The following is a 24380-nucleotide window of genomic DNA, read 5'->3' on the forward strand; positions in this document are numbered from 1 at the left end:
CCCGGCCCCTCGGCGTCACGCCGCGCGGCGGCGGCGGATGATGCCGATGGCGACCAGCGCGAGTCCGAGCAGGACCACGCTCGCGCCGATTCCGATGGTGTTCGCGACGACGCCGGCCTCCTGGCCCGTGGCGGGAAGACCCGTCACGGTGGGAGACGTCGCGCCGGGCGTGACCACCGTCACCTGCGCCGTCAGCTCACCGCTGGGCACCACCAGTGCCACGGTGTGCACGCCGGCCTCGGCGTAGGCGGGAACGGTGAACACACCGGATGCCGTCCCGTCGGCGCCCACGGTCAGGGTGCCCAGGCGGACCGGGGTCGACCGTAATTCCACCGCGAACACCGTGCCCGGCTTGGCGCCCGAGACGCTCACCGGCAGCTGACCGCCGGGGGCGACCTGCGTGACGCCGAGGCGCAGCACCTCGTCGCCCGTCAGCGAACCGCTCGGCTCGCCGCCGAGATCCGTGCCCGGACCCGTTCCGGGGTCGGTGCCCGGACCCGTTCCGGGATCCGTCCCCGGGTCGGTGCCGCCCGTCGTCTTGGCCGGGACGGCCGCCTCGGCCACGGCCGAGACGTTGCCGGCGACATCCGTCACCCGCACCTGCGCGGTCGTCGCGGCATCGCCGGTCGGGATCGCCCCGCCCGTCGCCGTCGCCCACGCGCCGTCGCCGAACCGGTACTCGACCAGCGCCACTCCCGAGAGGGTGTCCGTCCCCGTGGGGGTGATGGTGCGGGATGCCGCATTCCAACCGACACTCGCCTCGGGCGCCGCCGCGTCGCGCTTCACCTCGACCGAGCCGGGCTCGGAGGTGTTGCCTGCGGCATCCGTGGCACGGAACCACACGGTCGTGGTTCCGTCCGCGGCGACCTCGACGGGCGCGGTGTACGATGCCCAGGCACCGTCGCCGACGCGGACCTCGATCGCCGGTGCGTCGTCGCGATCGTCGATCGCCGTCGCGCTGACGCTCACCGTGCCGGTGTGCCAGCCGCTGGCCGGCGCCGCCGGCGACACGGCGGCCGTGACCACCGGGGCCTGCGTGTCGGGGACGACCACCTCGGGCTGCTCCCAGACCTGCCATTCCTTGATGCCGACGCTGCCCTTGCCCGACTCGGTCCCCGCCGGGGTGAGGTTCAGGCGCAGACGCGTCGTCTCGACGGGTGCGAAGTCGACCGTGTTGTAGGCGTCCTTCGCGACGCCGTAGTCACCGGTCGCCTCGACGGGGACCCAGGCCTCGGCATCCGCATCCCAGTACTCCGCCGCCCAGTCCTTCGGCACGTCGATGCCGAGTCCCTGCGCGTCGATGTTCGAGACGAAGTACACTCCGAGCGAGCTGACGCGCACTGGTTCGGTCCACTCGTACTGCACCCACTGCGGCGAGACCTCGGGCCACACACCCCACACGTTGGCGTTGTCGTTGGGGGTGACATCGCCCGATGAGGTCGGCTGGACGTTGTCGTTCAGACCGTCGACCGTGTTCCAGCCTGCCGTCCCCGATGCGGTCGGGGTCGCCAGCAGCGCCACGTTGCGGCGCTGCTCGCCATCGGCCCGGGGAACGGTGCGCTCCACGATCTGCGAGACGTTGCCCGCGGTATCGGTGGCCCGCACCGCGACCCGCGTCTCGTCGAGACCGACGAGCACACTGCCCGTCAGCGGCGTCCAGGCTTGGTCGTCGTTGAGCCGGTACTCGACCGAGACGACCCCGGATGCCGCATCTGCGGCGGTCGCCTTCACGGTCCGCGAGACGGCGTCGGCGGTGACCTCCACCACCGGGGCGGTGGTGTCGATGCGCACGACCTGTTCAGCCACCGCCGACTGGTTGCCGGCGGCATCCGTCGACCGTGCCTGCACGACGTGGCTGCCGTCACCGTCGACCGAGACGGCCGCGGTGTAGGCCGTCCAGGCCCCCTCGTCCACGCGCACCTCGGTGCGGGGAGCGGAGTCCTGGTCGTCGGTCGCAGTGACGGCCACGGTGACCGCCTGCGTGTGCCAGCCCGAGTCGGGCGCGGCGGGCGAGACCTCGAAGGCGACGGTCGGCGCCGTGGCGTCGTCTCCCCCGCCCCCGACGGTCACGGCGGCCGAGGCGGCCTTCGTGCCCGGCAGGTCGCTCTGCACCGTTCCGGCGACGGTGAAGTCGCCGGCCTGAGCATACGAAGCGGGCTCGACGGCGTTCCAGGTCACCGGGAGGTCTTGCCGCGAGCCGTCGTTGAACAGCACACCGACGCTTCTCGGCAGCACCGGCGCCACACCCACGAGGGTGCGGGTGGTGACCGTGTCGACCTGGTTGATCTGGCCGGGGGCGGTGGCACGCACCCAGACCGTCGCCTTCGCCGGCAGCGGCGATCCCGGGACGATGCCCGAGAGCGGGAAGCTGCCCTCGCCCGCGACCTGGTCCTCGGTGACGGGAGCCCACGAGACCGGGAGGTCGGCGTGGCTGCCGTCGGAGTAGGTCGCGTCGACCGTCGTCGGCAGCTGCGGGATGGTGCCCACCGCCGTCCGGACGTCGATCGGCTCGATCGCCGTCGGAGCGTCGGCGTACACCTCCAGCTCGCTGACGGCCACGGCGGCGCGCGCCGAACCGGTGCCGGCTGCCTCGAGCACGACCCGCAGGCGGGTGGTGGTCACGGCGTCGAAGGTGACGTTGTTCGGTGCGGTGCGGTCGACGCCGTACGCCGAGGCGCCGGTCACGTCGGCCCACGCCGAGCCGGTCCAGTACTGCGCCTTCCAGCTCTTCGGAACGTTCACGCCGCTCGTCGAAGCCGGGTCGGCCTGGTCGCTCCAGAAGCTGATCTCGGCACCGGCGATGCGCTGCGGCGACGCCCATTCGTACTGCAGCCAGCGGGTCGCCGGGTGGTTGCCCGACCAGGTGCCCCAGATGTCGCTCTGGCTGCCGCCCGAGAACAGCACCTTGCCGTCGTTGACTGCGCGCACGTTGTTCCACGACGCGGTGTACTCGGCCGTCGGCACCGCGTCGGGTGCGACGTTGGCTCCGGCGGTGGCCGGCTCGCCCTGCACGGTGACATCGGCCTGCGACGTCTTCTCGCCGTCGGTGGCGGTCAGGCGCAGCACGTACTCGCCGGCGTCCGAGAACCGGGCCGTCGTCGATGCCGAGGCGGCGTCGTCGAACAGCACCGTGGCGCCGTCGGGCGCGCTCTGCACCGTCCACTGCGAGCTGAGCTCACCGCTGGGCAGTCCGTCGTCCTTCACCGAGCCGACGAGCGCGGCTGCTCCGCCGACGGATGCCTGCGGGTTCTCCCATGCCGTCACGAGCGGCGCCTGGTTGGTCGACTCCGGCGCTGCGAGACCGGTGCGGAACACCTGCAGCTCCTTGACACCGGTCTTGGCGCCGGCCGCGTGGGTGACCGTCAGTCGCACGGCGTCGCCGGTGACCTCGGGGAACTGCACGTGGTTGTAGTTCGCGCGCGGGTAGGCGGGCATGCGTGCCTGCTGCGGGATCGGCGTCCACTGACCGTTCCGGCGCACCTCGAGCGTGTACACCGACGGCTCGGCATAGCCGGCCGCCGTCGCCGACGACGAGCTGTCGTAGAAGTACACCCGTGCGTCGTCGAAGGTCTGCTCTCCGCCGAGCTCGACGGTCAGCGCGTCCTTATCGTTGGGCGAGCCTGCCGTGCCCCAGAAGGGCTCGTTGATCGTCGTGCCGTTCACGGCGCCCGCGGGCTCGCGCCCGGCAGCCGAGAACGTCGCGGTCGCCGACTCGGCGAGGTTGGCGCTGCCCGTGCTGGCGGTGCGGATGTCGGCACCGGCCTTGGCGAACAGGTCGACGATGCGGGCGTCGTCGGCGAATCGCACCTCCTGCGGGGCCTGCACGGCGGATGCCGTGGCCGTCACCACCTCGGCGTCGCCGCCCAGCACCTCGACCTCACCGGTGGCGGGGTCGTAGACGACGTGGGCGAGGTCGTCGACCGTGAACGCGAGCTGGCCGTCGAGGAAGACCGAGTAGCCCTCGGGGACGTCGTCGCCGTAGTGGCGCTCGCCGCCCGGCTGATCCCACGTGACGGTGAGGTCGCGGTCGCGGTAGCGGATGTTGTTGGCCGTGAAGTGATCCCAGCCGATCGCGATCGGGTCGAGCTCGATCTTGGCGTCGCTGCGGGTGCGCACGCCCATCGCATCCTCGATCATCGTGAAGTTCGTCGCACCGAGGATCGTGTGGTGGATCCACGAGCGGTAGTCGATCTTCTGCGGGTCGGCCGATCCGTTCGCCCAGAACTCGTTCTGGTCGGGCAGGCGGTTGTCGCCGCCGTTCTGGTAGTGGGCCCAGGCGTTCCAGTAGAGGAGCTTCTTGTACCACTCCGCGTTGATGGCATCGGTGGGGTAGTCGCGCAGCACGGTGGAGAGCATGCGGAACGTCACCGTGGAGTTGATCACCGAGAAGTTGTTGCTGCCCTGGCCGCCGGTCGCGTTGTACGCGGCCTGGTCGGCCTGGTTGGCGGTGAAGAACGGGAAGATCGGGTACTGCTTGTCGTCGGCGAACAGTCGGAGCGCCTCGACGTAGTCGTCGTCGTAGTCGGCGTCACCGGGCTTGGGGACGAGCCCGACGGTGAAGGGGTAGTAGTTGTTGATCTCCTTCCAGGGCACGTGCTCGCCGTTGTTCGCCATCGCGTGCTCGAGGAGCTTGCGATCGGGGTTCCACAGCACGTCCATGACCTGGGTCTTGATGTTCTGCGCGAAGGCTTCCATCTCGTCCGCCTTGGCGGTGTTGCCCGCGACGCGGTAGGCCTCCGCCGCGGCGAGCGCGTTGGAGTACAGGTAGGCGTTCTCGGCGCGGTCCTGGAACCCGCCCTTCCAGTGGAACGACACCGCGTCCGCGTCGTTGCCGGTCATCGCGCCCCAGTCGTACTCGATGAGGCCGTTGCCGTTGTGGTCGTAGGCGTCGACGAGTCCCTTGACGTCGTACTCGGCGTACTCGGCGAGGTTCTGCGCGATCGGGGTCGGGCCGCCGTGCAGCTCGTAGGCGCGCCAGGCCGCCTCGGAGATGTACTGCGTGTAGCTGTTGGACCAGTTCGCGGGGTCGCCGGGGTTGTCGACGAACTTGTAGCTCTTGCTCGTCTCTCCTGCCGAGACCCACGGACCGTACGAGTAGATCGGGTCGCGGAAGTACTTCAGGTCGTCGATGAACATGCCCGTCGTGAGCACGATCGCGTTGTTGTAGCCGAGCACGCCCTCCATCGAGGTCGGGAACTGGTAGGTGTTGCCCGGCATGTCGGCGTCGAGGAAGTTGTAACGCATCAGCCACCAGCGGTAGTAGAGCGTCTTGTCGATGTTGTCTTCCGGGGTGTCGAGGTAGGGCACGTTCTCGGCCCACCACCGGTTGTAGAGCGTGACGTGAGCGGTGTACGCCGCCGCCGAGGTGGCCTCGCGGATCGCGTCGTAGTCGGCGCGCGAGTCGGCGATCTCGTCGGTGACGAGGCCGAGCTGCACCTTCGTCGACGCCGTCCCTCCCGCGGGCACCGCGAGGGTGCGCACGAGGGTCGCGCCGGCGGGGGTGAACTGGTCACCCGACAGCCGCGGCGAGAGCTTCGTCAGGTCGTTCAGCGCCTGGACGTGACCGACGAGCTCGTCGCCCTCGGCCGTCGCGGCGTAGGGAGAGCTCACAATGAGCTCGACGTCGACGGCGCCGCCCGTGGCGCGCACGTCGAGGTTCGTCACGAGCACGTTCGCGTCGGTGATGAACTTCGTCTGCACGACCTCGATGCCGGTGCCCGCGTCGGTGTGCACGCTCTGCCAGTAGCTCGGGGTCTGCTTGCGCTTGGTCGTGTCCTCGGTGAGGGCGATGTCGGCGCCGCCGACGCGAGCGGTGATCGTGTAGGCGCTCCGGCCGTCGATCGACTCCCAGTACGCCAACTGCCCCGCGAAGCCGAGGACGGCGGGGTTGTGCTCCTTCATGAACGCGGCGCGGCCGCGCGTGAAGAGCCACTGGTTGTTGTCGCCGAAGCTGCCGGCGGTGCCGGTGCGGGCGAGCATCTCGTCCATCCAGAAGTCGTTCTGGGCGTTGCTACCCGCGCCTGCGGCGACGTCGGCGTCGAAGATCCGCATGAGCTGGTTGCCGGGAGTGTAGGTCACCCCCGTGTCCGGCACGGGGTTGGGGCTGCCCGTGAAGGTCGGATAGCCGATGTCTGTGTTGGCGGCGTAGGCGGGCGCGACCGCGAAGGTCGTCGCCAGCACGGCCGTGACCGCTGCGGTAGCGATCGCGGTTCGCCCGAGCCGACCGGAGGTCGTCGGAGTGCAGTCCACGGTGATTGATTCCTCTCGGCGCCGTTCGTCCATGAGCGACGCGTGCGTGCTCGGACGCTACAGAGAGGATGCCGGGTTCCGCAACGCTTTTCGGTAATTTCGAAACAGCCCGAAAAACTGTGACCTCGGTCGCGTCAGCGGTGGGCGATCGTCGAGCCGCGGATGACGAGCTTGACAGGAAGCTGGTGGGTGCCCGATCCGATGTCGGCACCGTCGATCGCGTCGAAGATGCGCTGCGCCGCCTGCCGGCCGAGCTGCTGCAGGTTCGCGTCGATGGTGGTTAGCGGCGGCCGCGCATTGCCCGCGAGCAGCTCCCAATTGTCGTAGCCGATGACCGCGAGGTCGCCCGGCACGTCGCGCCCGAGGTCGCGCGCCGTGTCGAGTACCCCGCGCGCGATCTGGTCCGAGCCGCAGAAGACCGCGTCGACGTCGGGATGCCGCTCGAGCAGCATCGCGGCGGCGTCGCGACCCCAGTGCTCGGTCCACGCGGCGAACATCGGCTCGGCGACGAAGTCGAGGCCGGCGGCGCCGAGCGCGGCGCGCGCACCGGCGAGGCGGTCCTGCGCGGCGGCGTAGGTCGGATCGCCGGTGATGTGGGCGATCCGGGTGCGGCCGCATGAGAGCAGGTGCTCGATCCCCAGGCGACCGCCGGAGTAGTTGTCGGGCGTGAGCGAGAGATCGCGAGAGTCGTCCGAGGGCGAGTAGGCGTAGACGACGGGCACCGGGATCTCCTGCCCGAGCGAGGGGCGCGGGTCGGTCTGCCGCCCCACGACGATGATCCCGTCGACGCGGCGACTGAGGAGCGCCCGCAGATGGTGCTGCTCGCGGATGGCGTCACCGCGCGCATCGCACAGAAAGACGTTGACCTGCCCGGCCCCGAAGGCATCTTCGGCGCCGGAGAGGATCGGAATCATGAAGCGGCCTTCGAGGTCGCTCGTGAGCAGTCCCACGGTTCCGGTGCGCCCCGCCAGGAGGCTGCGCGCCGCCGCGTTCGGGGTGAAGGTCAGCTCGTCGGCGGCGGCGAGCACGCGCTTGCGGGTGGCCGGGGCGACGTCGCCGCGACCGTTCAGAGCCTTGGATGCTGTCGCGATCGAGACACCGGCGCGACGTGCCACATCGCTGAGAGTCGTGGCGCGTTGCCCATCGGTCGGTGCCATGTTGATCCGTTTCCTCATCGTTACATCCGGCCGTCTTGACGCCCGTCCTAACCTAGGTTACCTTCCCGAAAGGGATTTCGGTTTTTTCGGATTCCCGGACTCACGCGGTGCCCGCCCGAACGGCGCAGCCGCTCAATGAAGAGCAAGAGGAGACTGCAATGACCCCATTCCGGCGCCGCCCGGCATTCCGGGCCGCGACCGCCGCGCTCGTCGCCGGCGTCCTCGTCGGCGGCCTCGCCGCGTGTTCGACCAGCGGCGGTGGCGACACCGCCGCCCCGGCCGACATCCCCGCCGCAGGAACCGACGACGGCACGACGCTGACGCTGTGGACGCGCGCACCGCTCGAGCGTCAGGCGAAGCTGCTCGTCGAGGCGTACAACGCCAGCCACGAGAACCAGGTCGAGCTGACCGTCGTCCCCAACGACGACTACGTCGCCAAGGTCGGCGCCGCCGCCGGTTCGGGAGGACTCCCCGACCTGTTCGCCGCCGACATCGTCTACGTGCCGAACTGGGTCGAGCAGGGCCTCTTCCAGGACATCACGGCGCAGGTCGACGGCCTCGACTACAAGGACGACATCAACCAGGGCCACCTGTCGGCCGGCACGGTCGACGGCAAGGAGCACGTGCTGCCCTTCGTCCTCGACCTGTCGATGCTGATGTGGAACAAGGAGCTCTTCGCCGAGGCCGGCCTCGACCCCGAGAAGGCTCCCGCGACGCTGTCGGAGTTCGCCGACGCGGCCAAGGCGGTTCAGGACCTCGGCAAGCCGGGCGTCTCGGGCACCTCGACGGGCCTGAACTGCGGTGGCTGCCTCGTCTTCACGTGGTTCCCCTCGGTCTGGGCATCCGGTGAGCAGGTTCTCAGCGACGACGGCACCGAGTCGCTTCTCGCCGGCGACGCCGCGCAGGAGGTCTACAACACCTGGAAGGACCTCGAGGCTGCGGGCGCTGTCGCTCCCGGCTCGGCCGACGAGACCGGTGCCACGTGGGTCGCGGGCTTCCAGGAAGGCAAGGTCGGCGTCATGCCGTTCCCGGCCACCCTGCTGTCCGGCCTCGACTTCGAGGCCGGGGTCGCCGGCATCCCCGGTGTCGACGGCGGCGCCTCGACGTTCGTCGGTGGCGACGGCATCGGCATCTCCAAGGACTCGAAGCAGTCCGCGCAGGCGTGGAACTTCCTCTCGTGGATGATGTCGGAGGACGCTCAGGTCGAGGTGCTCGCCAAGGACGGCAACGCCGTCTCGCGCGGCGACCTCGCTGAGAACACCTACGCCTCGGCCGACCCGCGCCAGGTGACGATCAACCAGGTCGCCGCCGAAGGTCAGACGCCCGTCGCGCTGAACTTCCAGCAGGCGTTCAACGCCCCGGGCAGCCCCTGGCTGACCCTCGTGCGCAACGCCGTGCTCGAAGGCACCTCGACGGTCGACGCCGACAACGACGAGATCACCGCGATCCTCGGTCAGTGACACACCCGGGGGCGTCGCCGCCGCGCGGCGGCGCCCCCACCCTCCGAAAGGAATGACGTGGCACTCACCACATCACCGCGCCGCACCCGATATCGGCGCACCGCCCTCGGCGGACCGGTCCAGGGCTGGCTGTACGCCGCCCCGACGGCGCTGTTCGTCATCGCGCTCTTCCTCATCCCCCTCGTGCTGGTGCTGCAGATGTCCGGCTCGGACTGGCCGCTGCTGCGCGGCAACATGGGGCCGAACTTCCCGACCAACTTCGCCGAGGCGCTCGACCACCGGCTGTTCTGGGACTCGGTGCGGTTCACCCTGATCTACACGGGGATCACGACCGTGCTGCTGATCGGCCTGGGGCTCGGGCTCGCCCTGCTCGTGCAGGAGTCGACCGCCTGGAAGGGCTTCCTGCGCACGGCGTTCCTGCTGCCGAGCGCCCTGGGTCTCGCCTCGGCATCCCTCCTCTTCTACGTGCTGTACTCCCCCATCGCCGGTCCCTTCGCGGGGCTGATGGAATCGTGGGGCATCACGTTCTTGGGCACGCCCGAAGGCGCCCTGTGGTCGACGGTGTTCCTCATCGTCTGGCGGTACGCCGGCTTCTACATGCTGCTGCTGCTCGTGGGCCTGCAGGGCATCCCCGAAGACGTCTACGAGGCCGCCCGCATCGACGGCGCCTCGCGCTGGCAGATCTTCCGCGACATCACGGTGCCGCTCCTGCGTCCGACCTTCGCACTGACGACCGTCATGTGCGTGACCGGGTCGCTCCTGGCGTTCGACCAGTTCTACATCCTGACCAAGGGCGGACCCGACAACAGCACGATGACCGTCGTGCAGCTCATCTACAACATCGCGTTCCAGGGGCAGAACAACCTCGGCGTCGCCGCGGCGCTGTCGGTCGTCATCCTGCTCGCCCTGGTCGTCATCAACGTCGTGCAGCTGCGCGCGTTCCGTCGCCCCGAGGAGGCCTGACATGGCTCTGACCGACGCTCCGGCGGGCTCCGTCCCGCCCGCCGCCCCCGACACCACGCGCACGATCGTCATCCCGAAGTCCCGGCCGCGCACGCGGCGCCGGCCGACCGGTCGCCTGCTGTGGGGCATCCCCTCGACCGTGTTCACGGGGGCGCTGGCGATCATCTTCCTGTACCCGCTCGTCTGGACCGGTGTCGCCTCGGTGAGCCCGCAGGCCGGCACGAGCCAGTCGGACGGGTGGGGGTTCGGCAACTACGTCACCCTCGCCAACTTCCAGTCGGGCATCTGGGTCTACCTCGGCAACTCGCTCTTCGTGTCGCTGCTGACGGTAGCGCTGACGCTGCTGACCTCTTTCCTCGGCGGGTACGCGTTCGCGCGGTTCAACTTCCCCGGCAAGAACGCGCTGTTCCTGCTCGTGCTGGCGATCCTCATGGTGCCGTACGCGACGCTGCTCATCCCGCTGTACGTCATCCTCAATGCCGTCGGCCTGCAGAACTCGCTCGTCGGGGTCGCGCTCGTGCTCACGATGTTCCAGCTGCCGTTCTCGATGTTCATGATGCGCATCTCGTTCGAATCGGTGCCGCGCGAGCTCGACGAGGCGGCGCTGGTCGACGGATGCACGAGCCTCACCGCCCTGTGGCGCGTGCTGCTCCCCGCGGTCAAGCCGGGCCTCATCACGGTGGGTCTGTTCGCGTTCCTCACCGCGTGGAACGACTTCATCGCACCGCTCATCCTCATCAACGACACCTCGCGCATCACGCTGCCCCTCGCGGTGGCGAACCTGCGCGGCCAAACGATGGGCGTCATCGACTACGGGGTCACCGAAGCCGGTGTCGTCGTGCTCGCGCTGCCCTGCATCGTTCTGTTCCTGATCCTTCAACGTCACTACGTGCGCGGCTTCATGTCGGGCGCATTCAAGGGATGACCATGTCGACTACCTTCCCCGCACGCTCCATCGGCTCCGCGGCATCCGCCGTCGCCGCTGCTCCCGTCGTGCCCGCTCATTCGCGGCTGCGTCCGCTCGGTCTGCACGAGGTGCGGATCACCGGAGGCTTCTGGGGTGAGCGCCAGCGCATCAACGCGGCGCATACCCTCGGCCATGTGCTCGGCCGCCTCGAGTCCGAGGGCTGGCTGCCCAACTTCGATCGCGCCGCCGCGGGCACGCTTCCCGCCGGACGCCGCGGGCGCGAGTTCTCCGACTCGGAGGTCTACAAGTACCTCGAGGCCGTGGCCTGGGAGATCGGTCGCAGCGACGACGCCGAGCTCGAGGCGACGCTGCGCTCGGTCGTCGCCCGGGTCGCCGCCGCGCAGGAGCCCGACGGCTACCTCAACACGAAGTTCGGCCGTCCCGGCCAGGAGCCGCGCTGGTCCGACCTCGAGTGGGGGCACGAGCTGTACTGCCTCGGTCACCTGTTCCAGGCGGCCGTCGCCCGCGAGCGCACGCGCCCCGGAGCGGATGACGGTCTGCTCAGCGTCGCCCGACGTGCCGCCGACCTCGTGTGCGAGGTCTTCGGGCCGACCGGCATCCCGGCCTTCTGCGGGCATCCCGAGGTCGAGACCGCGCTGGCCGAGCTCGCCCGCGTGACCGGTGACGAGCGCTATCGCGCCCAGGCGGAGCTGTTCGTCGAGCGCCGCGGACACGAGACGCTCGACGACATCGAGTTCGGGCGCACGTACTTCCAGGACGACGTGCCCGTGCGCGATGCCGACGCCCTCGCCGGCCACGCCGTGCGCGCGAACTATCTCGCCGCCGGGGCGGTCGACGTCGCCGTCGACGCAGGTGACGACGAGCTGCTCGCCGCCCTGCGCCGCCAGTGGGAGCGCACCCGCGGCCGCCGCACCTACATCACCGGCGGTCAGGGGTCGCACCACCAGGACGAGGCGTTCGGCGACGACTGGGAGCTGCCGCCGGACCGCGCCTACTCCGAGACATGCGCCGGTATCGCCTCGATCATGTTCTCGTGGCGGCTGCTGCTCGCCGAGGGGGATGCCGCGTATGCCGACCTCATCGAACGCACGCTTTACAACGTTGTAGCCACCTCGCCCGCGGCCGACGGCCGCAGCTTCTTCTACGCCAACACGCTGCACCAGCGTGTGCCCGGCGTCGAGGCGGATCCCGAGGGCACGTCGCCGCGCGCGTCGTCGTCGCTGCGCGCGCCGTGGTTCGAGGTGTCGTGCTGCCCGCCCAACGTCGCGCGTACGCTCGCGAGCCTCGACGCCTACGTGGCGACCGCCGATGACGAGGGCGTGCAGCTGCACCAGTACGCGCCGGCAGAGATCCGCACGGTTCTGCCCGACGGCCGCACGGTGTTGCTCGACGTGCAGACGGCCTACCCCGCCGACGGCGTCGTGCGGGTGGTGGTCGGTGAGGATGCCGGCGGCGCGTGGACCCTGTCGCTGCGCGTGCCCGAGTGGGCCGAGGGCGCGCGCCTGCGCGTTCGGGATGCCGCGGGCGCGGTCATCGACGATGACGCCACGCCTCCGGGCCGCGTCGAGGTGCGCCGCGACTTCCGCACCGGCGAGGTCGTCGAGCTCGAGCTGCCGATGGCGCCGCGCCTCGTCGTCCCCGATGCGCGTATCGACGCCGTGCGCGGTTGCGTCGCCGTCGAGCGCGGCCCCGAGGTGCTTGCGCTCGAGTCGACCGATCTGCCGGGCGGCGCCGACGTCGGCCGTGCGGCCATCGCGCGCGACGCCGCACCGGTCGAGCGCGACGGCCGCGTGTGGCTGCAGGTCGGCCTGCGACCCGACGAAAGCGACGGCTGGCCATATGGCAATCCATCGGCGAGCGCCACCGCAGCCGCCGAAGAGGCCGAGCTGGTCCCCCTCGTGGCCTATCACGACTGGGCCAACCGCGGCCCGTCGACGATGCGGGTCTGGCTGCCCGTCGAGTGAGACTCGTCCGGCTCGTGCGGTCCCTGCGCCGCACGAGCCGGACGCACGCCGGGGCACCCAGTGTCAAGGGAATGTCCCCCGTGCGTGACCACTAGTACGAATTACGAGTCGGCCTCGTCGCCGCCCACGAGGAACACTGGTCCTGACCGGGTATTTTCGGGGCTTGTCCACCGGATGGCCGACATCGCTCCGAGGCGTGGCACCGATACCATCGGCACGGGGGAAGGCCGCTGTTTTTGGCGATCCCGGTTCACACGCCCGACACATCGCAGGCGTACGATCTCCCCCTCAGCACCACATCACACAGCGCGAGGAGGATGTCATGCCGTACGACTTCTCCTCCGCCACGGCTCCTGGCGCTACCGGAACGCACGTCGTCACGGCACCCGCATCCCCCGCGGCTACTCCCTCACCCGCGCCATCATCCGCAACGGCATACCGCGGCCCCCGCGACTGGCGCCGTCGTTACGCTTCGCTGCTGCGCCTGACCGATCTGCTGGTGCTGATCTGGGTCGTCTACGGCACGCAGATCGCCTGGTTCGGCTTCGGAAACGCGCAGGTCGCGATCCGCGAAGACTCGCGCATCACCGACATCTCTTATTGGCTCTTCTCCGGGGGCCTCGTCGCCGTCTGGATGTGGACGCTCAGCCTCGCCGACACCCGCGACCACCGCATCATCGGCGCCGGGGCCGAGGAGTACGCGCGCATCGCACGATCGAGCCTGTCACTGTTCGGCGTCATCGCGATCCTCGCCTTCCTTGCGCGGGTCGATCTCGCCCGAGGTTTCCTGCTCATCAGCCTGCCCGTCGGCGTCGGGATGCTGCTGTTCTCGCGCTGGCTCTGGCGACAGTGGCTCGTCGCGAAGCGCTCCGTCGGAGAGTACTCGGCACGCGTGCTGCTGGTGGGGTCTGAGGCATCCGTCACCCATCTCGCGCGTGAGCTGAAGCGGATGCCGGGCTCGGGTTACCGCGTCGTCGGAGCGTGCGTTCCGTCGGGTCGCGTCGCCGGAACCGTCAAGGGAACGAAGATCCCGATCATGGGCAGCGTGGATGCCGTCGCCCAGGCCATGGCCGCAACGGGCGCCGACACCGTCGCCGTCACCAGCACCGACGAGCTCCCGCCCGACAAGGTGAAGCAGATCTCGTGGGGACTCGAAGCCGGCCGCCAGCACCTCGTGCTCGCACCGAGCATCGTCGACATCGCCGGCCCGCGCGTGCAGACGCGCCCCGTTGCCGGCGTGCCTCTCATGCACGTCGAGACGCCGAAGTTCAGCCGCGGTCAGCTCTTCCTCAAGCGCACCGTCGACATCATCGCCAGCGTGATCGGCGTCGTGCTGCTCAGCCCCGTTCTGCTGTTCCTGGCGCTCAGCGTTCGACTGTCGAGCCAGGGACCGGTGTTCTTCCGGCAGACGCGCGTGGGCCTGCGCGGGCGCGAGTTCACGATGCTGAAGTTCCGCACAATGGTCGTCAACGCCGAAGACCTGCTCGAGGTGCTTGCCAAACAGCAACGCGACTCGGGCAACGAGGTGCTCTTCAAGATGAAGAACGACCCTCGCGTGACGCCCGTGGGCCGTGTGATGCGCAAGTTCAGCCTCGACGAGCTGCCGCAGCTCTTCAACGTCATCGGCGGATCGATGTCGCTCGTCGGCCCCCGTCCACCGCTGCCCTCAGAGGTCGCGAAGTACGCCGACCACGTGCACCGCCGCTTCCTCGTCAAGCCAGGCATCACCGGCCTGTGGCAGGTCAGCGGGAGGTCCAGCCTGTCGTGGGAAGAGTCGGTTCGCCTCGACCTGTCGTACGTTGAGAACTGGTCGCTCGTGAGCGACGCGCTGATTCTGATACGGACCGCCCGGGCGACCCTCGTCCCGGGAGACTCAGCGTTCTAACGCGGGCGCACCGATAATGGACAGGTGGCGAACATCGGAAAATCATCGCGCGCGATCAGCGGGGGCATGTGGATAGGCGCGAGCATCGCGATAGGCGCGGTGATCCAGCTTGCGCAGACGTCGACCCTCGCTCACCAATTGGCGCCAACTGCACTGGGTGCGGTCGCTTCAATCTTGGTGATCATCGCGTTCGGCGATCTAGTTGTGTCCGTCGGCGTATCCAACGCGATCGTGCAACGGCAGAACGCGACCGAAGGAGAACTCAGCTCACTTTTCTGGCTGAACGTCGCTGTGGGGGCGATAATAGCCACACTGGTAGGCATTAGCGGGCCAATCCTCACCTGGTACTTTCAAATACCAGGCGCCGAGCCGCTCATGTGGCTCGTCGCCGTGAGCATTCTTGCTACTTCGCAGGCACAAGTTCCTCGCGGAGTTCTCGAACGGGAAATGAGGTTCCGCGCGGTCGCGCTCGCGGAGACGATTGGCGCGGTGACACTCCTTGCTGTCACTACCGCGTCCGTACAATTTTCGAGCGATGCTCTCTTCATTGTGCTGGCGTACGTCACTTCCGCGTGTATTCGCTCCGCGTGCTTCGCATTCCTTGCACGGAAGACCTTCAAGGCGCGACTGCATTTTGAGCTACGCGAAACGAGGCGTTTTGTCTCATTTGGCGCCTACCAAGTTCTGGACTCTATCGTCACGTTCGCGGCAAGCTACGCTGGACCGCTCGCACTCGGGCGTGCCATCTCGCCTGTTGCATTGGGTGGCTTCACTCTCGCGACTACTTACGCTGTCAATACGCCCGCGCGCATCAACGGAGCCCTGACGAGGGTCGCGTTCCCTGCTATGTCCTCCATGCGGGGCGATAGGTCGCGACTGCATTCAGCTACCTTGAGAACCATCGAATTTGCAGGCACGGCGAATGCACCGCTCCTATTTGGTCTCGCGATTGTGGCCGAAGACTTCGTCGCCGTCGTGTTCGGCCGCGAGTGGATCTGGATCACGCCAGTGCTACAGATCCTCGCTATGGTTGGTCTCACTCGTGCACTCGCCAACCCCATCGGCGCCACGCTCATGGCGACCGATCGGATGCGATTAGGGCTCATCATCAACCTCGTGAAATCGCTTGTGACGATCGCACTTGTTATCACCGGCAGTGTGAGCGGTGGTGTAGTCGGGGCAGCGCTCGGACTCTTGATAGCTGGCATACTTACGCTGGTGATCAACAGCTTCCTGCTGCGACACCTGCTCGGGATGCGCTTGCGGACGTTCCTCTGGGCTCACGTCTACGGCCCTCTGTTAGTGCTCCCGATGGCCATCGCGACGTGGGGCGCGATGGTGCTTGTTGAGGCATCGCTACCTCTGGCGCGCCTTCTGGTAGCCGTGACGGTTGGCATGGCTGTTTACGCAGTGACCGTGTTTGTGGTCCCGAACCCGATCCGAAGCATACTGCAGACCATGAGGGGTTCAGATTGACTGTGCGTTCAATGAGGGTGCTGGAAGTACTGCCCGCGGTCGAGCGATTCGATGGTTCTGGAGGCGCTGTAGCGACTTGGGTGCGCGAAGTAGCCACTCGCACTGCAAGCACCATTACGGTCGCAGCACCTGTAGCAACGCCGCTATACGCACAACATATTTCAGTCTTCACGTCGCGCTCCTTCATCGCATACAGCACAGCGCTCCGCGCGATGGCGACCGCAGTGGCGCCGTTACGCGGCATTACGCCCGCATACGCATATAGGCGATTGTTGGGATCAGACCGCTCGTGGACGCGCAAGGTCAAGAGCATTGCGGCCAACGCTGACATCCTTCATATTCACAATCGACCACAATATGCCGCCCAAGTACGACCGGCCAACTGGTCGGGAAAGGTGCTATTGCATATGCACAATGATCTGGTGGAATACATTGATCCCGCTAAATTCTCCTGGTCGCCCGTCGATGGAATCGTTTTCTGCAGCGAGTTTCTCCGCCAGAAGGCGTTACGGGATTTCCAGGACCTTCCTCGCTCTTGGGTGGTGCATAACGGCGTCTCGCAAAACTCACCCCGACAGACCTCCGTCGCCGACGGGATAAGGGTAGCATTTGCCGGTCGATTGATTCCCGAAAAGGGAGCACACATCGCGATCGAGAGTGTCCTCCAAGCAGCCTCCGAAGGCGCCCGGATCAGTCTCGATATATATGGAGGCACAGGTTCGGGAACCGACAACGCTCAGACGCCGTACTCGCGGGAACTGATCAAGATCGCTGAGGAAGACGGTCGCAATCGCGTGCGATTCCATGGACCTGTTCCGTACAGTACGCTGCAGAACGCCCTTACACGCGCCCATATCTTCCTCTATCCCGCACAGTGGGAGGAGCCGTTCGGGATGGTTGCCCTCGAGGCCATGGCCGCAGGTGCCATACCGGTCGTCCCGCGTTCCGGCGCACTACCCCACGTCATCGCGGAGGCCGGAATCGTGGTTGATGCGAAAATAGGCGATGCGCGTCCATACATCAGGGCACTGCGTCACCTGCAAGAGCAAGAGACTATTTCACGACTTTCGGACCTCGCTGTGAGGAGATCATCTCAGTTCGGCTGGCACCGCGTAGCGTCTCAACTCGATGCAGTGCTTCGCGCTCTATGACCGGGCGGCTCGACACCAACCGGCAGAACCTCCCGGGTGGACGAGCTGGCCACGGCGATCACTGTCACCGCAAAATACGCGGCGAGCCGGTATTTGTCCAAAGCCGGTTCCAGCATCGCCTTCAGCATTACGGACCCCAGTGCAACAACCGCGAGGCCGTTAAGTAAGCGATCCTCCATCCACGCGCGTCGAAGTATGAGCACACCTATCACCATGAAGACGAACAAACCGATCGCGCCCCAGCGGAGAAGTATGTCTGCGATCAAGTTGTGAGCTGAACCGGTTTCTACGAACTGGCGCGCATACTCGTCGTAAAACTGAACGCTTCCCATGCCGGTTCCCCGGCCCGTCAGCGGTGCTTCAAGCCAGCCTCGCCACGCCTGCTCGAGCTGGTACGGTCGTGTCGATGCAGATGCCAACTTCCCCGCGTCGGTGAAGGCACCAGTGATATCGTCGACAGCGTTCGCCACATACGGCACCCAAAGGGAAGAACTCAGAAGAATCGCTGATGGCGCGACAATCAACGCGACGCTGACGAGCAGAGGTCGGATTGGCCGTTTGGACCTGCGACCTCTGCGTCTGATCGAAAGCACAACAACTGCGCCGAGGCCACCCCAGACGAGCGTAGCTAGAATCGCAGCTCTCTGATTAGTCAGGGCGGCGGGTAGCACGAACAGCAGCCAGAGCGGGGAATGCTTGACGACCGCCAAAACGCTCAGGACGCCAAGCATCGTAGCGGTATCGCCCCCTATCACTCCGAACTCCGCGCCAGGCATTCCGGGAACGGGAATAACCACAGAGCCGATGTCGAGTAGAACCGAGACCCCAACCGGTATCGCGAGCAGCCGCAAAGAGACCATCGCGATCCGTGAGAGGTCGTCGATGTCGAGGATCCTGGTCAATGGCAAAAGCACTAGAAGGTACAGGACCCACCTAGCCTCGGTAAGAACCGTACCTATTGGCGAACGAGTTTCGGCCACAAAAATCCAAGATGCAACAATCACCGACAACATCGCCGCGCAAGCGAGCAACAACCCCCTTGGGAGGGGAAACTTCCGCGGAGAGAAGAAGCTGCTCAGCCCTGCGGTCAAGACGAGAATGTCAACGAGTCTGACATTCATCCCAGCAAAACTCACGGAGAATACTCCGTTCGGCACGTCGTTCTGAGACGAATACAGGAGCGACTCGCCTACTCCCACCGAGAGTAGTATCACCATCAACACGGTGGCCAGCCGCGGAGGCGACGCGATATGCGGGGGCGTCATCGATCACCACCCGACTCTAAGCTATCAAACAGTCGAAAAACCTCTTCTGAAAAACGCGTTTCGTTCCACCAAGACAGCAGATTGGAAAAGCCGTCCGACCCGCACCTATCGACAGCTCTCAATGCCCGTTCGTACTGCTCTGTCGTCGCGTCGGCAGCCACCCACGCTCCAACCGCCGCCGCCTCGATGTCGAATGGGAGTTCATCGTTCGCAGGCATGAGCACCGGCACACCCACAGCAACGGCGTCGCATAGCTCCGTTAGCCCGGTGAGTCCGTTGACCCGGGCCGTCCGCGACACGGGCACTACGACCGCCCGCGATGAAGCAATAGTCGCGACCATCTCGGCGCCCGAAATATAGGGACGCGGACGGACCTGCGTCTCGATGCCCTGGTCAACCACGTACAGCACGTCCCCGTCGTAGAATCGTGCGTTCCACTTCAATTCTACTGCAGCCTTTCGGACAGCTGTATAGTCCCGGTGTGTCTTCCCAAAGGCCACCACATCATAAGTCGCCTCCACGGTAGACGAGCGCGCATAAGGCGCCCACCCGAGATCGGGCCCCCACGGCAGCGCGCTGGTTTTAGCCAGAGGGCCCTTCAGCTGCTGAAGCGTCGAGTTACTAAACGACACGACCGCGTCGGCGTGCCGTAGTGCTGCTAGCTGGGCCGCGGGAGCTTTTGCGCTATGCACCAGGACGACCACAGGGTTTTTTATGAGCCGGAGTGCTCGCAGCCAAAGTGTACTTCGCGCTATGGCTTGAGTGCACACCCATACAACTCCATCCGTCTCACGCGAACGGCGAGCAGCCCACAGGGCCTGGATAGGGTCGCCAAGCAGACGCCACATTACCTTCGACGTGAGGCGCCCAAAGGGCAGTCGCCCGAGGAGCTGATGAAGCTGTATCGGCGATCTCTCCACAGCCCAGCCTTCGGGGGGCTCAGCGCAACCGAAAAGGTGGTGGGCTGGCAGATCACCCCTGAGCGACGGGCTCATGTCGTAGTTGTTCATCAGCAGAACGGTCTTCATGATTTCTCGCTTCGAACGGTCGACAGGTGCCTTACGACTGTCAAGTACTCCTGAGCTACTCTCGTGGGCGCGTGAGTCTCGACGATGCGCTCGAGGGCGGGGATGTCGACCGATTCGTTGCGGATACGCCTCATGAGAGCTGGCAGTTCCGCGTGGGCGGCTATTACGTAGCCGCCGCGCGTTTTCGCGACGGTTTCGGCTGCCCCCGATCCTGCAAAGACTATTGATGGCACGCCTTGGGCCGCCGCTTCCACTACGGTCCGGCCGAAAGGCTCCGCCGGCGACGTAAGAAAGTGAACGTCGGCCCGCGACATGAGCTGGGTCAACGCGTCGCGCTCCAGGCGGCCAACGGCTTCGACCCTCACACCTTGATACGTAGATGCCACCTTATAGTCATCTAGTCGACCGCCGACCAGTGTTATTCGGTCACCAGGCGCTAGCGCCTCGGCCATAGCACTAACACCCTCGCCGACGCGCTTCCATGGGTCCGGTCGGGCGACGATTATCACCTCGACAGTGCCGACACGCTGCTTTCCCGGCACTCTCCCGCGGCGCCACGAATCGCGGTTTTGCGCGGCTACCGGGCGCGGCAAGATCGTCACGCGCTTGCCGTGCGGTTCGAGATGCGTGGCGCACGACGATGATGCCGCGAAGGTGTGGCCCGCCACAGCTGCGGCTCGGCGCTGCATCGACCGGCCTAACCTCGTACCTGGGATATCGTGCACGTCTAGAACGCTCCGGTTACGAAAGGTATAAGCAACCGCGGCATGTGACCACTGGTGATGACTGTGTACTAGGTCGTGCCCGGCGAAAAGCGAGGCGGAGGCGCGGGCCAGTCTCGGCATCGTCCTGACGAAGCGCGTCACGGTGTCCGGGGCCCGAGCAAGCGACAGCTCACGCGCGTAACCCAGTCCGCTCGCACTCCACCATTCGAGCAACTCGCCGCGCGGCGCGAGGAGGTCGATTTGACCACCTTGGACTCGGGCGACCTCGCCGAACAGCGCCTGCAACGTCTGTTCGGCTCCCCAGCAGTTTGTCGAGAGCGACACCACCCCGATCTTCATTCTTACCCGGCCCGCTCGACGGCAAGAGATCGCAGGCCAGCGATGTAGTCTCGGGTAGCTGCTTCCCACCTGTACTTCGCAACAGCTCCCCGGAGCAACGCTCGGTCGGCGTCGGCGTCCAGACCATTGACGAGCTCTCTAGCGAAGCTCTCAGCATGCTCCTGGATTGACAGTCCGTTCGATATCGATTCGAGCCCTAATGCTCCGAGCGGGGTTGCCACCACAGGAGTTCCCACCGCTAGCGCTTCGAGAATCTTCAGTCGCGTCCCGCCTGCCGCGAGTAACGGCGCAGTTGCGACACGCGCCGATCCGATGATCGGCGTCATATCGTCGACGTCAGGCCGGATCTCAATCGAGTCGCTAACCAGCGCGAGTACTTCTCGCGATGGTGAACGACCCGCAAGAGTCAGCCGAGCGTCTGGGCGTGCGGCAAGCACTCGTGGCCACACCTCGCGGGCCAACCAGATGGCAGCATCGACGTTTGGCCGCCAACCGAGGTGCGCAGTGAAGACGACACGAGCATGATCTCTGGGCCCCTCGAAGTTGAACAGACTCGAGTCGACGCCATTCGTGGCGATAACCACGCGACCACCCCGGGTTTCTGATAGCCGGTCGAGGACGTCTCGGTCATGCTGACTGACCACCGCGACCAAGTCAAAGTCTTGGGTGAACCGGGCTTCCATCGCAGCAACGCGGCGCGCCTCCACGGAGGCGATCAGTCGCCGCCATCCTCGAGTCCGCGAAGACGCAAAATTGCGGAGTAGTTCGCTCTCGATGTTGTGCAAGTCGATCGATGAGGGACCTTTCGCCAGCACCGCGTACGGAGCCAGTTGCGAGTGAGAAATCACAAGGGTGATCGATTGATCCGTCCGGTGAATCTCATCGTAGAGAACGCTTGCGATCGAGGGACTGTACCACTTCGCGGTCGATAGACTCAGATTTCGCAGAACTGCCCCCGCGACCTGGAGTGCTGCGCCCGTCCGCAACTTACGCGTAGCGCTAGTCGTTTCCTCTTTCACAGCGAATGCGGCGACTTCGAAACCGTCCTCTTCGAGCGCTCTTAAGAGTGCGGCTACGCGCTTGGAACCCCCGTCTCGTTCACCCCTCCAGTCCGTCTTTGTCAGGAGGATCACGCGAGGGCTCACCGGATCAGTCATCTCGCCACCTTTTTCCAACCAGGTTCTTTCGCTCTATTACGGCTCCGAAACAGGCGGGATAGGGAGACGATTGGCACCACCTGTAGGCTCACTGCGGTTGACAAAGTCGTCAGCAATTGTCCACCGCGACCGGGAGCTCGTGTGTAATGGGCGACGCTGCCGCCGACTAAAAGCGGCACCACGACCATCGACCAAGGTGATCGCGCTACTAGGAGAGACAGTATCGCCAGCCAAAAGCCAAATACTCCTACCGTGAGGCGATACATCTTGTGCACGAGGTAGGTGCGCCCGGCTGGCGTCGCGACATAGTCCCTCAGTCGCGGCAACACCTCGCGATACTGCCCCTCAGCGATGCGAATACGCCGTTCCCATTGAGCCACCCCGGTCGTGGCGGGTTCGAGTGCGACGAGTGCTCGGTCAATCAGCACCCGTTTGCCTCGACGATCAAACGATGCTGCGAGAGCCAGGTCATCGGATAGATGATCCCTCTCAAACGGCGCAAAATCCTCGGAACGAAACGCAAGAAGCTCGCCGACTACAGACAGGCTCTCAACTCGAGATGCACTGCTGACTTTCGAACTCTTGATGAGCCTTTCGAGCTGCCAGAACGCCTGCTCGGCACCCCCAGTCTCATGCTTAACCCCCGAGATCAGGTGCGCGTGCTTAAGACCCTCCCGGACTCGGGCCGGCCAGCCGTCCCCCAGGGAAGCATTCGCATCCGTGAGTACCACGAGTTTTCCCGTGGCAGCTTCGACGCCTCGGTTCAGCGCGCGCGCCTTCCCCTCTCTCGGCACGCGCAGGGTCGTGGCTCCCGCAGCCTCCGCCGCGTCTGCTGTCTCATGGTCTGAAGCCACAACAATGATTCGGGCATCGACCTCGGCTGCATTCTTCAACTGTTCGCACAATCTTGCCACTGTGTCGCCAATTATGCCGGCTTCACGGTACGCCGTTATGACGACAGAGATCGGTCGATCCAACTGAGCCGCCTCCTCCACCGTGCGATGAGTAGTGCGCATCAGAATAGGTGCGACCACCCCAACGCCGAACAACGAGACCCCCGTGAAGAAAGTGAGCCTGCGCGCGCTGAACGGTCTTAGCTGTCGCTCCAGCGCCAGCCCTTTATGCGATGATCTCATTTCCCATTCCTAGGTTGTTACGAGTTGACGCAAACGACGATTCGCGCGACGTCGTCGTAGATGCGCTCCAGCTCTCGCGTCTGGTTTCGGACATCGAACTGTTGCCGCGCTCGGGTTGCCGCGGCCAGGGACATACGTCGGCGCTCCTCGGGCGAGCTGACGAGGCGGTGCAAGTTCCGGCTCAGCTCTCGCTCGTCCCCCTCCGCGGACAGCAGTCCCGTCTCGCCATGTACCACCGCCTCCGGAATGCCGCTGTGGTAAGTCGCGACCACCGGTAGGCCGGCGGCTGCCGCCTCGACCACCGTGGTGGGCAAACCTTCCGCGTCTCCGTCTTCAGCAGTCCGCGACGGAGCAGCAAGAACCGCTGACTCGCGCAGGAGCCGCCTCACCACGTTGGCAGGTTGCGCCCCAAGGAAATCGAGCTCAAGCCCGTACAGGTCCGCGCGGTTCTTCATCGTCTCGAGTAGGGGGCCATCGCCGACCAGGACGGCGCGAACTCGCGAGTGCGCATTGAGCAGATGGAGGGCCTCAATAAGGGTGTCTATCCCCTTCTTTTCGACGAACCGGCCTACAAAGATGACGTCCCAACGCGGGTTCTCGACGAAACTCTGATCGAGCGGGATTTCCACTCCAATGTGGTGAACAACTATCTTAGACGGGTCCGCTCCCCACCGAACGGCGGCATCCGCTATCGCGGATGACACGGCTATTAGCCTGTCTGCATCTCTCAGCACGCACTTCAATCGCCACCTCGCTAGCATTCGTTTTAGGGGCAACCTGACTGCAGGCCATGCCGTTACGTCCCACCCGTGGAGGGTCACGAGGACCGGAATACCAGCAGCTTTCGCGGAAGCCATAAGTGTGCGAGCCGAGGTAGCAAAGTGTGCGTGAACGAGATCAGGTTGAGTCTGCTTCAGGTATTTCCGAAGTCGCGCGGATCTCCCCGTGCGATCGAACATCCGCAGCCGGAGCCGCTCCCTCTGCTCGTATAGGGCGACATCGGTATCGTCCGTCAACCAGCTTCGCTGGCGAAGGGCCGCGACGAGATGGCCGTCCCAAGTGCGGAGGTATCGCAGCTGGTTGCGCACAAACGTCTCGGACGGCGCTATGGCACGCCAGTTCCATACCACTACCTTCGGCGAGCGCTGCGGGGGCGTCACGACTTCAGAGCTAACGGGCTGGCGTCTGGGGTCAGCATGGTCCGAGCATAACGGGCTCTTCGCGACTGAGGGTGTGCCACGACCAGTTCGAGTCCGGGGGTAGGGGTCGATGTCTCGAAGATGATGGAAGTTCTTCACGCTTCCCCTTCCGGGGGCCTCGACGCCCACCGGCACCGCCGAGGTTTTCGGTGACACTCTTGGTTGAGCCGCGGACGTGGCCGATGTGTTGACGATGGCTTCGACCGCAATGAGCATCGACTCACTCGGCGTGCGTTACCTCCGGCGCAACCGGGTCATCGCGTTTGAGGGGTGTAGTCGCGGGCGTCCGGCTGGTTCG

General features: G+C 66.0%; 15 protein-coding genes. 7 read left to right on the top strand and 8 right to left on the bottom strand.

Translation table 11 applies throughout. The annotated features are described in order from the left end of the window. Positions 1 to 15: 15 nt before the first annotated feature. A complete protein-coding gene (locus tag ACI2K6_RS14320) occupies positions 16 to 6249 on the bottom strand; it encodes an OmpL47-type beta-barrel domain-containing protein (RefSeq protein ID WP_404568897.1) in 6234 nt (2077 codons plus the stop codon). Between the two features lie 134 nt (positions 6250 to 6383). Further along, positions 6384 to 7406 carry a LacI family DNA-binding transcriptional regulator gene (locus ACI2K6_RS14325; RefSeq protein ID WP_404568898.1) on the bottom strand — a complete coding sequence of 341 codons (1023 nt, stop codon included), beginning with the start codon at positions 7404 to 7406 and terminating at the stop codon, positions 6384 to 6386. Positions 7407 to 7564: 158 nt separating this feature from the next. Between ACI2K6_RS14325 and ACI2K6_RS14330 the strand changes: the two genes are divergently transcribed. The 7 genes from ACI2K6_RS14330 to ACI2K6_RS14360 all read left to right on the top strand — a co-directional run bounded on the left by ACI2K6_RS14330 (position 7565) and on the right by ACI2K6_RS14360 (position 17233). Further along, positions 7565 to 8866, top strand: coding sequence for an extracellular solute-binding protein (locus ACI2K6_RS14330; RefSeq protein WP_274179400.1), 1302 nt, complete (start codon positions 7565 to 7567; stop codon positions 8864 to 8866). Positions 8867 to 8923: 57 nt separating this feature from the next. Next, positions 8924 to 9829: a carbohydrate ABC transporter permease gene (locus ACI2K6_RS14335; protein WP_274179401.1), complete on the top strand. Its 906-nt coding sequence runs from the start codon at positions 8924 to 8926 to the stop codon at positions 9827 to 9829. A 1-nt stretch (position 9830) separates the two neighbouring features. Next, a complete protein-coding gene (locus ACI2K6_RS14340; protein WP_274179402.1) occupies positions 9831 to 10754 on the top strand; it encodes a carbohydrate ABC transporter permease in 924 nt (307 codons plus the stop codon). Positions 10755 to 10756: 2 nt separating this feature from the next. Beyond that, on the top strand, positions 10757 to 12721 hold the full coding sequence (locus ACI2K6_RS14345) for a glycoside hydrolase family 127 protein (protein ID WP_404568899.1): 1965 nt from the start codon (positions 10757 to 10759) through the stop codon (positions 12719 to 12721). 322 nt (positions 12722 to 13043) lie between these two features. Further along, the gene (locus ACI2K6_RS14350; protein WP_404568900.1) at positions 13044 to 14606 is read left to right on the top strand and encodes a sugar transferase; all 1563 of its coding nucleotides are present in this window, start codon (positions 13044 to 13046) and stop codon (positions 14604 to 14606) included. Between the two features lie 24 nt (positions 14607 to 14630). After that, a complete protein-coding gene (locus tag ACI2K6_RS14355; RefSeq protein ID WP_404568901.1) occupies positions 14631 to 16082 on the top strand; it encodes an MOP flippase family protein in 1452 nt (483 codons plus the stop codon). 11 nt (positions 16083 to 16093) lie between these two features. Next, positions 16094 to 17233, top strand: coding sequence for a glycosyltransferase family 4 protein (locus tag ACI2K6_RS14360; protein WP_404568902.1), 1140 nt, complete (start codon positions 16094 to 16096; stop codon positions 17231 to 17233). Here the strand turns inward: ACI2K6_RS14360 and ACI2K6_RS14365 are convergent. From ACI2K6_RS14365 to ACI2K6_RS14390, 6 genes are read right to left on the bottom strand one after another with little or no spacing between them, the layout of a single operon-like run. Further along, the gene (locus tag ACI2K6_RS14365) at positions 17203 to 18498 is read right to left on the bottom strand and encodes an O-antigen ligase family protein (RefSeq protein ID WP_404568903.1); all 1296 of its coding nucleotides are present in this window, start codon (positions 18496 to 18498) and stop codon (positions 17203 to 17205) included. The genes ACI2K6_RS14360 and ACI2K6_RS14365 overlap by 31 nt on opposite strands. After that, a complete protein-coding gene (locus tag ACI2K6_RS14370; protein WP_404568904.1) occupies positions 18495 to 19526 on the bottom strand; it encodes a hypothetical protein in 1032 nt (343 codons plus the stop codon). Before ACI2K6_RS14370 ends, ACI2K6_RS14365 begins: the two co-directional genes overlap by 4 nt. After that, positions 19523 to 20578 carry a glycosyltransferase family 4 protein gene (locus tag ACI2K6_RS14375; protein WP_404568905.1) on the bottom strand — a complete coding sequence of 352 codons (1056 nt, stop codon included), beginning with the start codon at positions 20576 to 20578 and terminating at the stop codon, positions 19523 to 19525. The genes ACI2K6_RS14370 and ACI2K6_RS14375 overlap by 4 nt, the downstream gene beginning before the upstream one ends. 14 nt (positions 20579 to 20592) lie before the next feature. Continuing rightward, entirely contained in the window at positions 20593 to 21747 is a 1155-nt protein-coding gene (locus ACI2K6_RS14380) for a glycosyltransferase family 4 protein (protein WP_404568906.1), read from the bottom strand. After that, positions 21744 to 22883 (bottom strand): glycosyltransferase, encoded by a 1140-nt coding sequence (locus tag ACI2K6_RS14385; protein WP_404568907.1) that lies wholly within the window; start codon positions 22881 to 22883, stop codon positions 21744 to 21746. Before ACI2K6_RS14385 ends, ACI2K6_RS14380 begins: the two co-directional genes overlap by 4 nt. A gap of 17 nt (positions 22884 to 22900) precedes the next feature. Further along, on the bottom strand, positions 22901 to 24298 hold the full coding sequence (locus tag ACI2K6_RS14390) for a glycosyltransferase (protein ID WP_404568908.1): 1398 nt from the start codon (positions 24296 to 24298) through the stop codon (positions 22901 to 22903). Positions 24299 to 24380 lie beyond the last annotated feature (82 nt).

It is taken from the genome of Microbacterium sp. NPDC006705, from assembly GCF_044903545.1.
In the GTDB taxonomy this organism is placed as follows: Bacteria; Actinomycetota; Actinomycetes; order Actinomycetales; family Microbacteriaceae; genus Microbacterium; species Microbacterium plantarum.

Bases quoted from the DNA above. Each gene is read 5' to 3' on its own strand.
- ACI2K6_RS14330 (WP_274179400.1), top strand. From the start codon at position 7,565: ATGACCCCATTCCGGCGCCGCCCGGCATTCCGGGCCGCGACCGCCGCG.
- ACI2K6_RS14390 (WP_404568908.1), bottom strand. From the start codon at position 24,298: ATGCTCATTGCGGTCGAAGCCATCGTCAACACATCGGCCACGTCCGCG.
- ACI2K6_RS14380 (WP_404568906.1), bottom strand. From the start codon at position 21,747: ATGACTGATCCGGTGAGCCCTCGCGTGATCCTCCTGACAAAGACGGAC.
- ACI2K6_RS14360 (WP_404568902.1), top strand. From the start codon at position 16,094: ATGAGGGTGCTGGAAGTACTGCCCGCGGTCGAGCGATTCGATGGTTCT.
- ACI2K6_RS14385 (WP_404568907.1), bottom strand. From the start codon at position 22,883: ATGAGATCATCGCATAAAGGGCTGGCGCTGGAGCGACAGCTAAGACCG.
- ACI2K6_RS14370 (WP_404568904.1), bottom strand. From the start codon at position 19,526: ATGAAGACCGTTCTGCTGATGAACAACTACGACATGAGCCCGTCGCTC.
- ACI2K6_RS14325 (WP_404568898.1), bottom strand. From the start codon at position 7,406: ATGGCACCGACCGATGGGCAACGCGCCACGACTCTCAGCGATGTGGCA.
- ACI2K6_RS14345 (WP_404568899.1), top strand. From the start codon at position 10,757: ATGTCGACTACCTTCCCCGCACGCTCCATCGGCTCCGCGGCATCCGCC.
- ACI2K6_RS14365 (WP_404568903.1), bottom strand. From the start codon at position 18,498: ATGACGCCCCCGCATATCGCGTCGCCTCCGCGGCTGGCCACCGTGTTG.
- ACI2K6_RS14340 (WP_274179402.1), top strand. From the start codon at position 9,831: ATGGCTCTGACCGACGCTCCGGCGGGCTCCGTCCCGCCCGCCGCCCCC.
- ACI2K6_RS14350 (WP_404568900.1), top strand. From the start codon at position 13,044: ATGCCGTACGACTTCTCCTCCGCCACGGCTCCTGGCGCTACCGGAACG.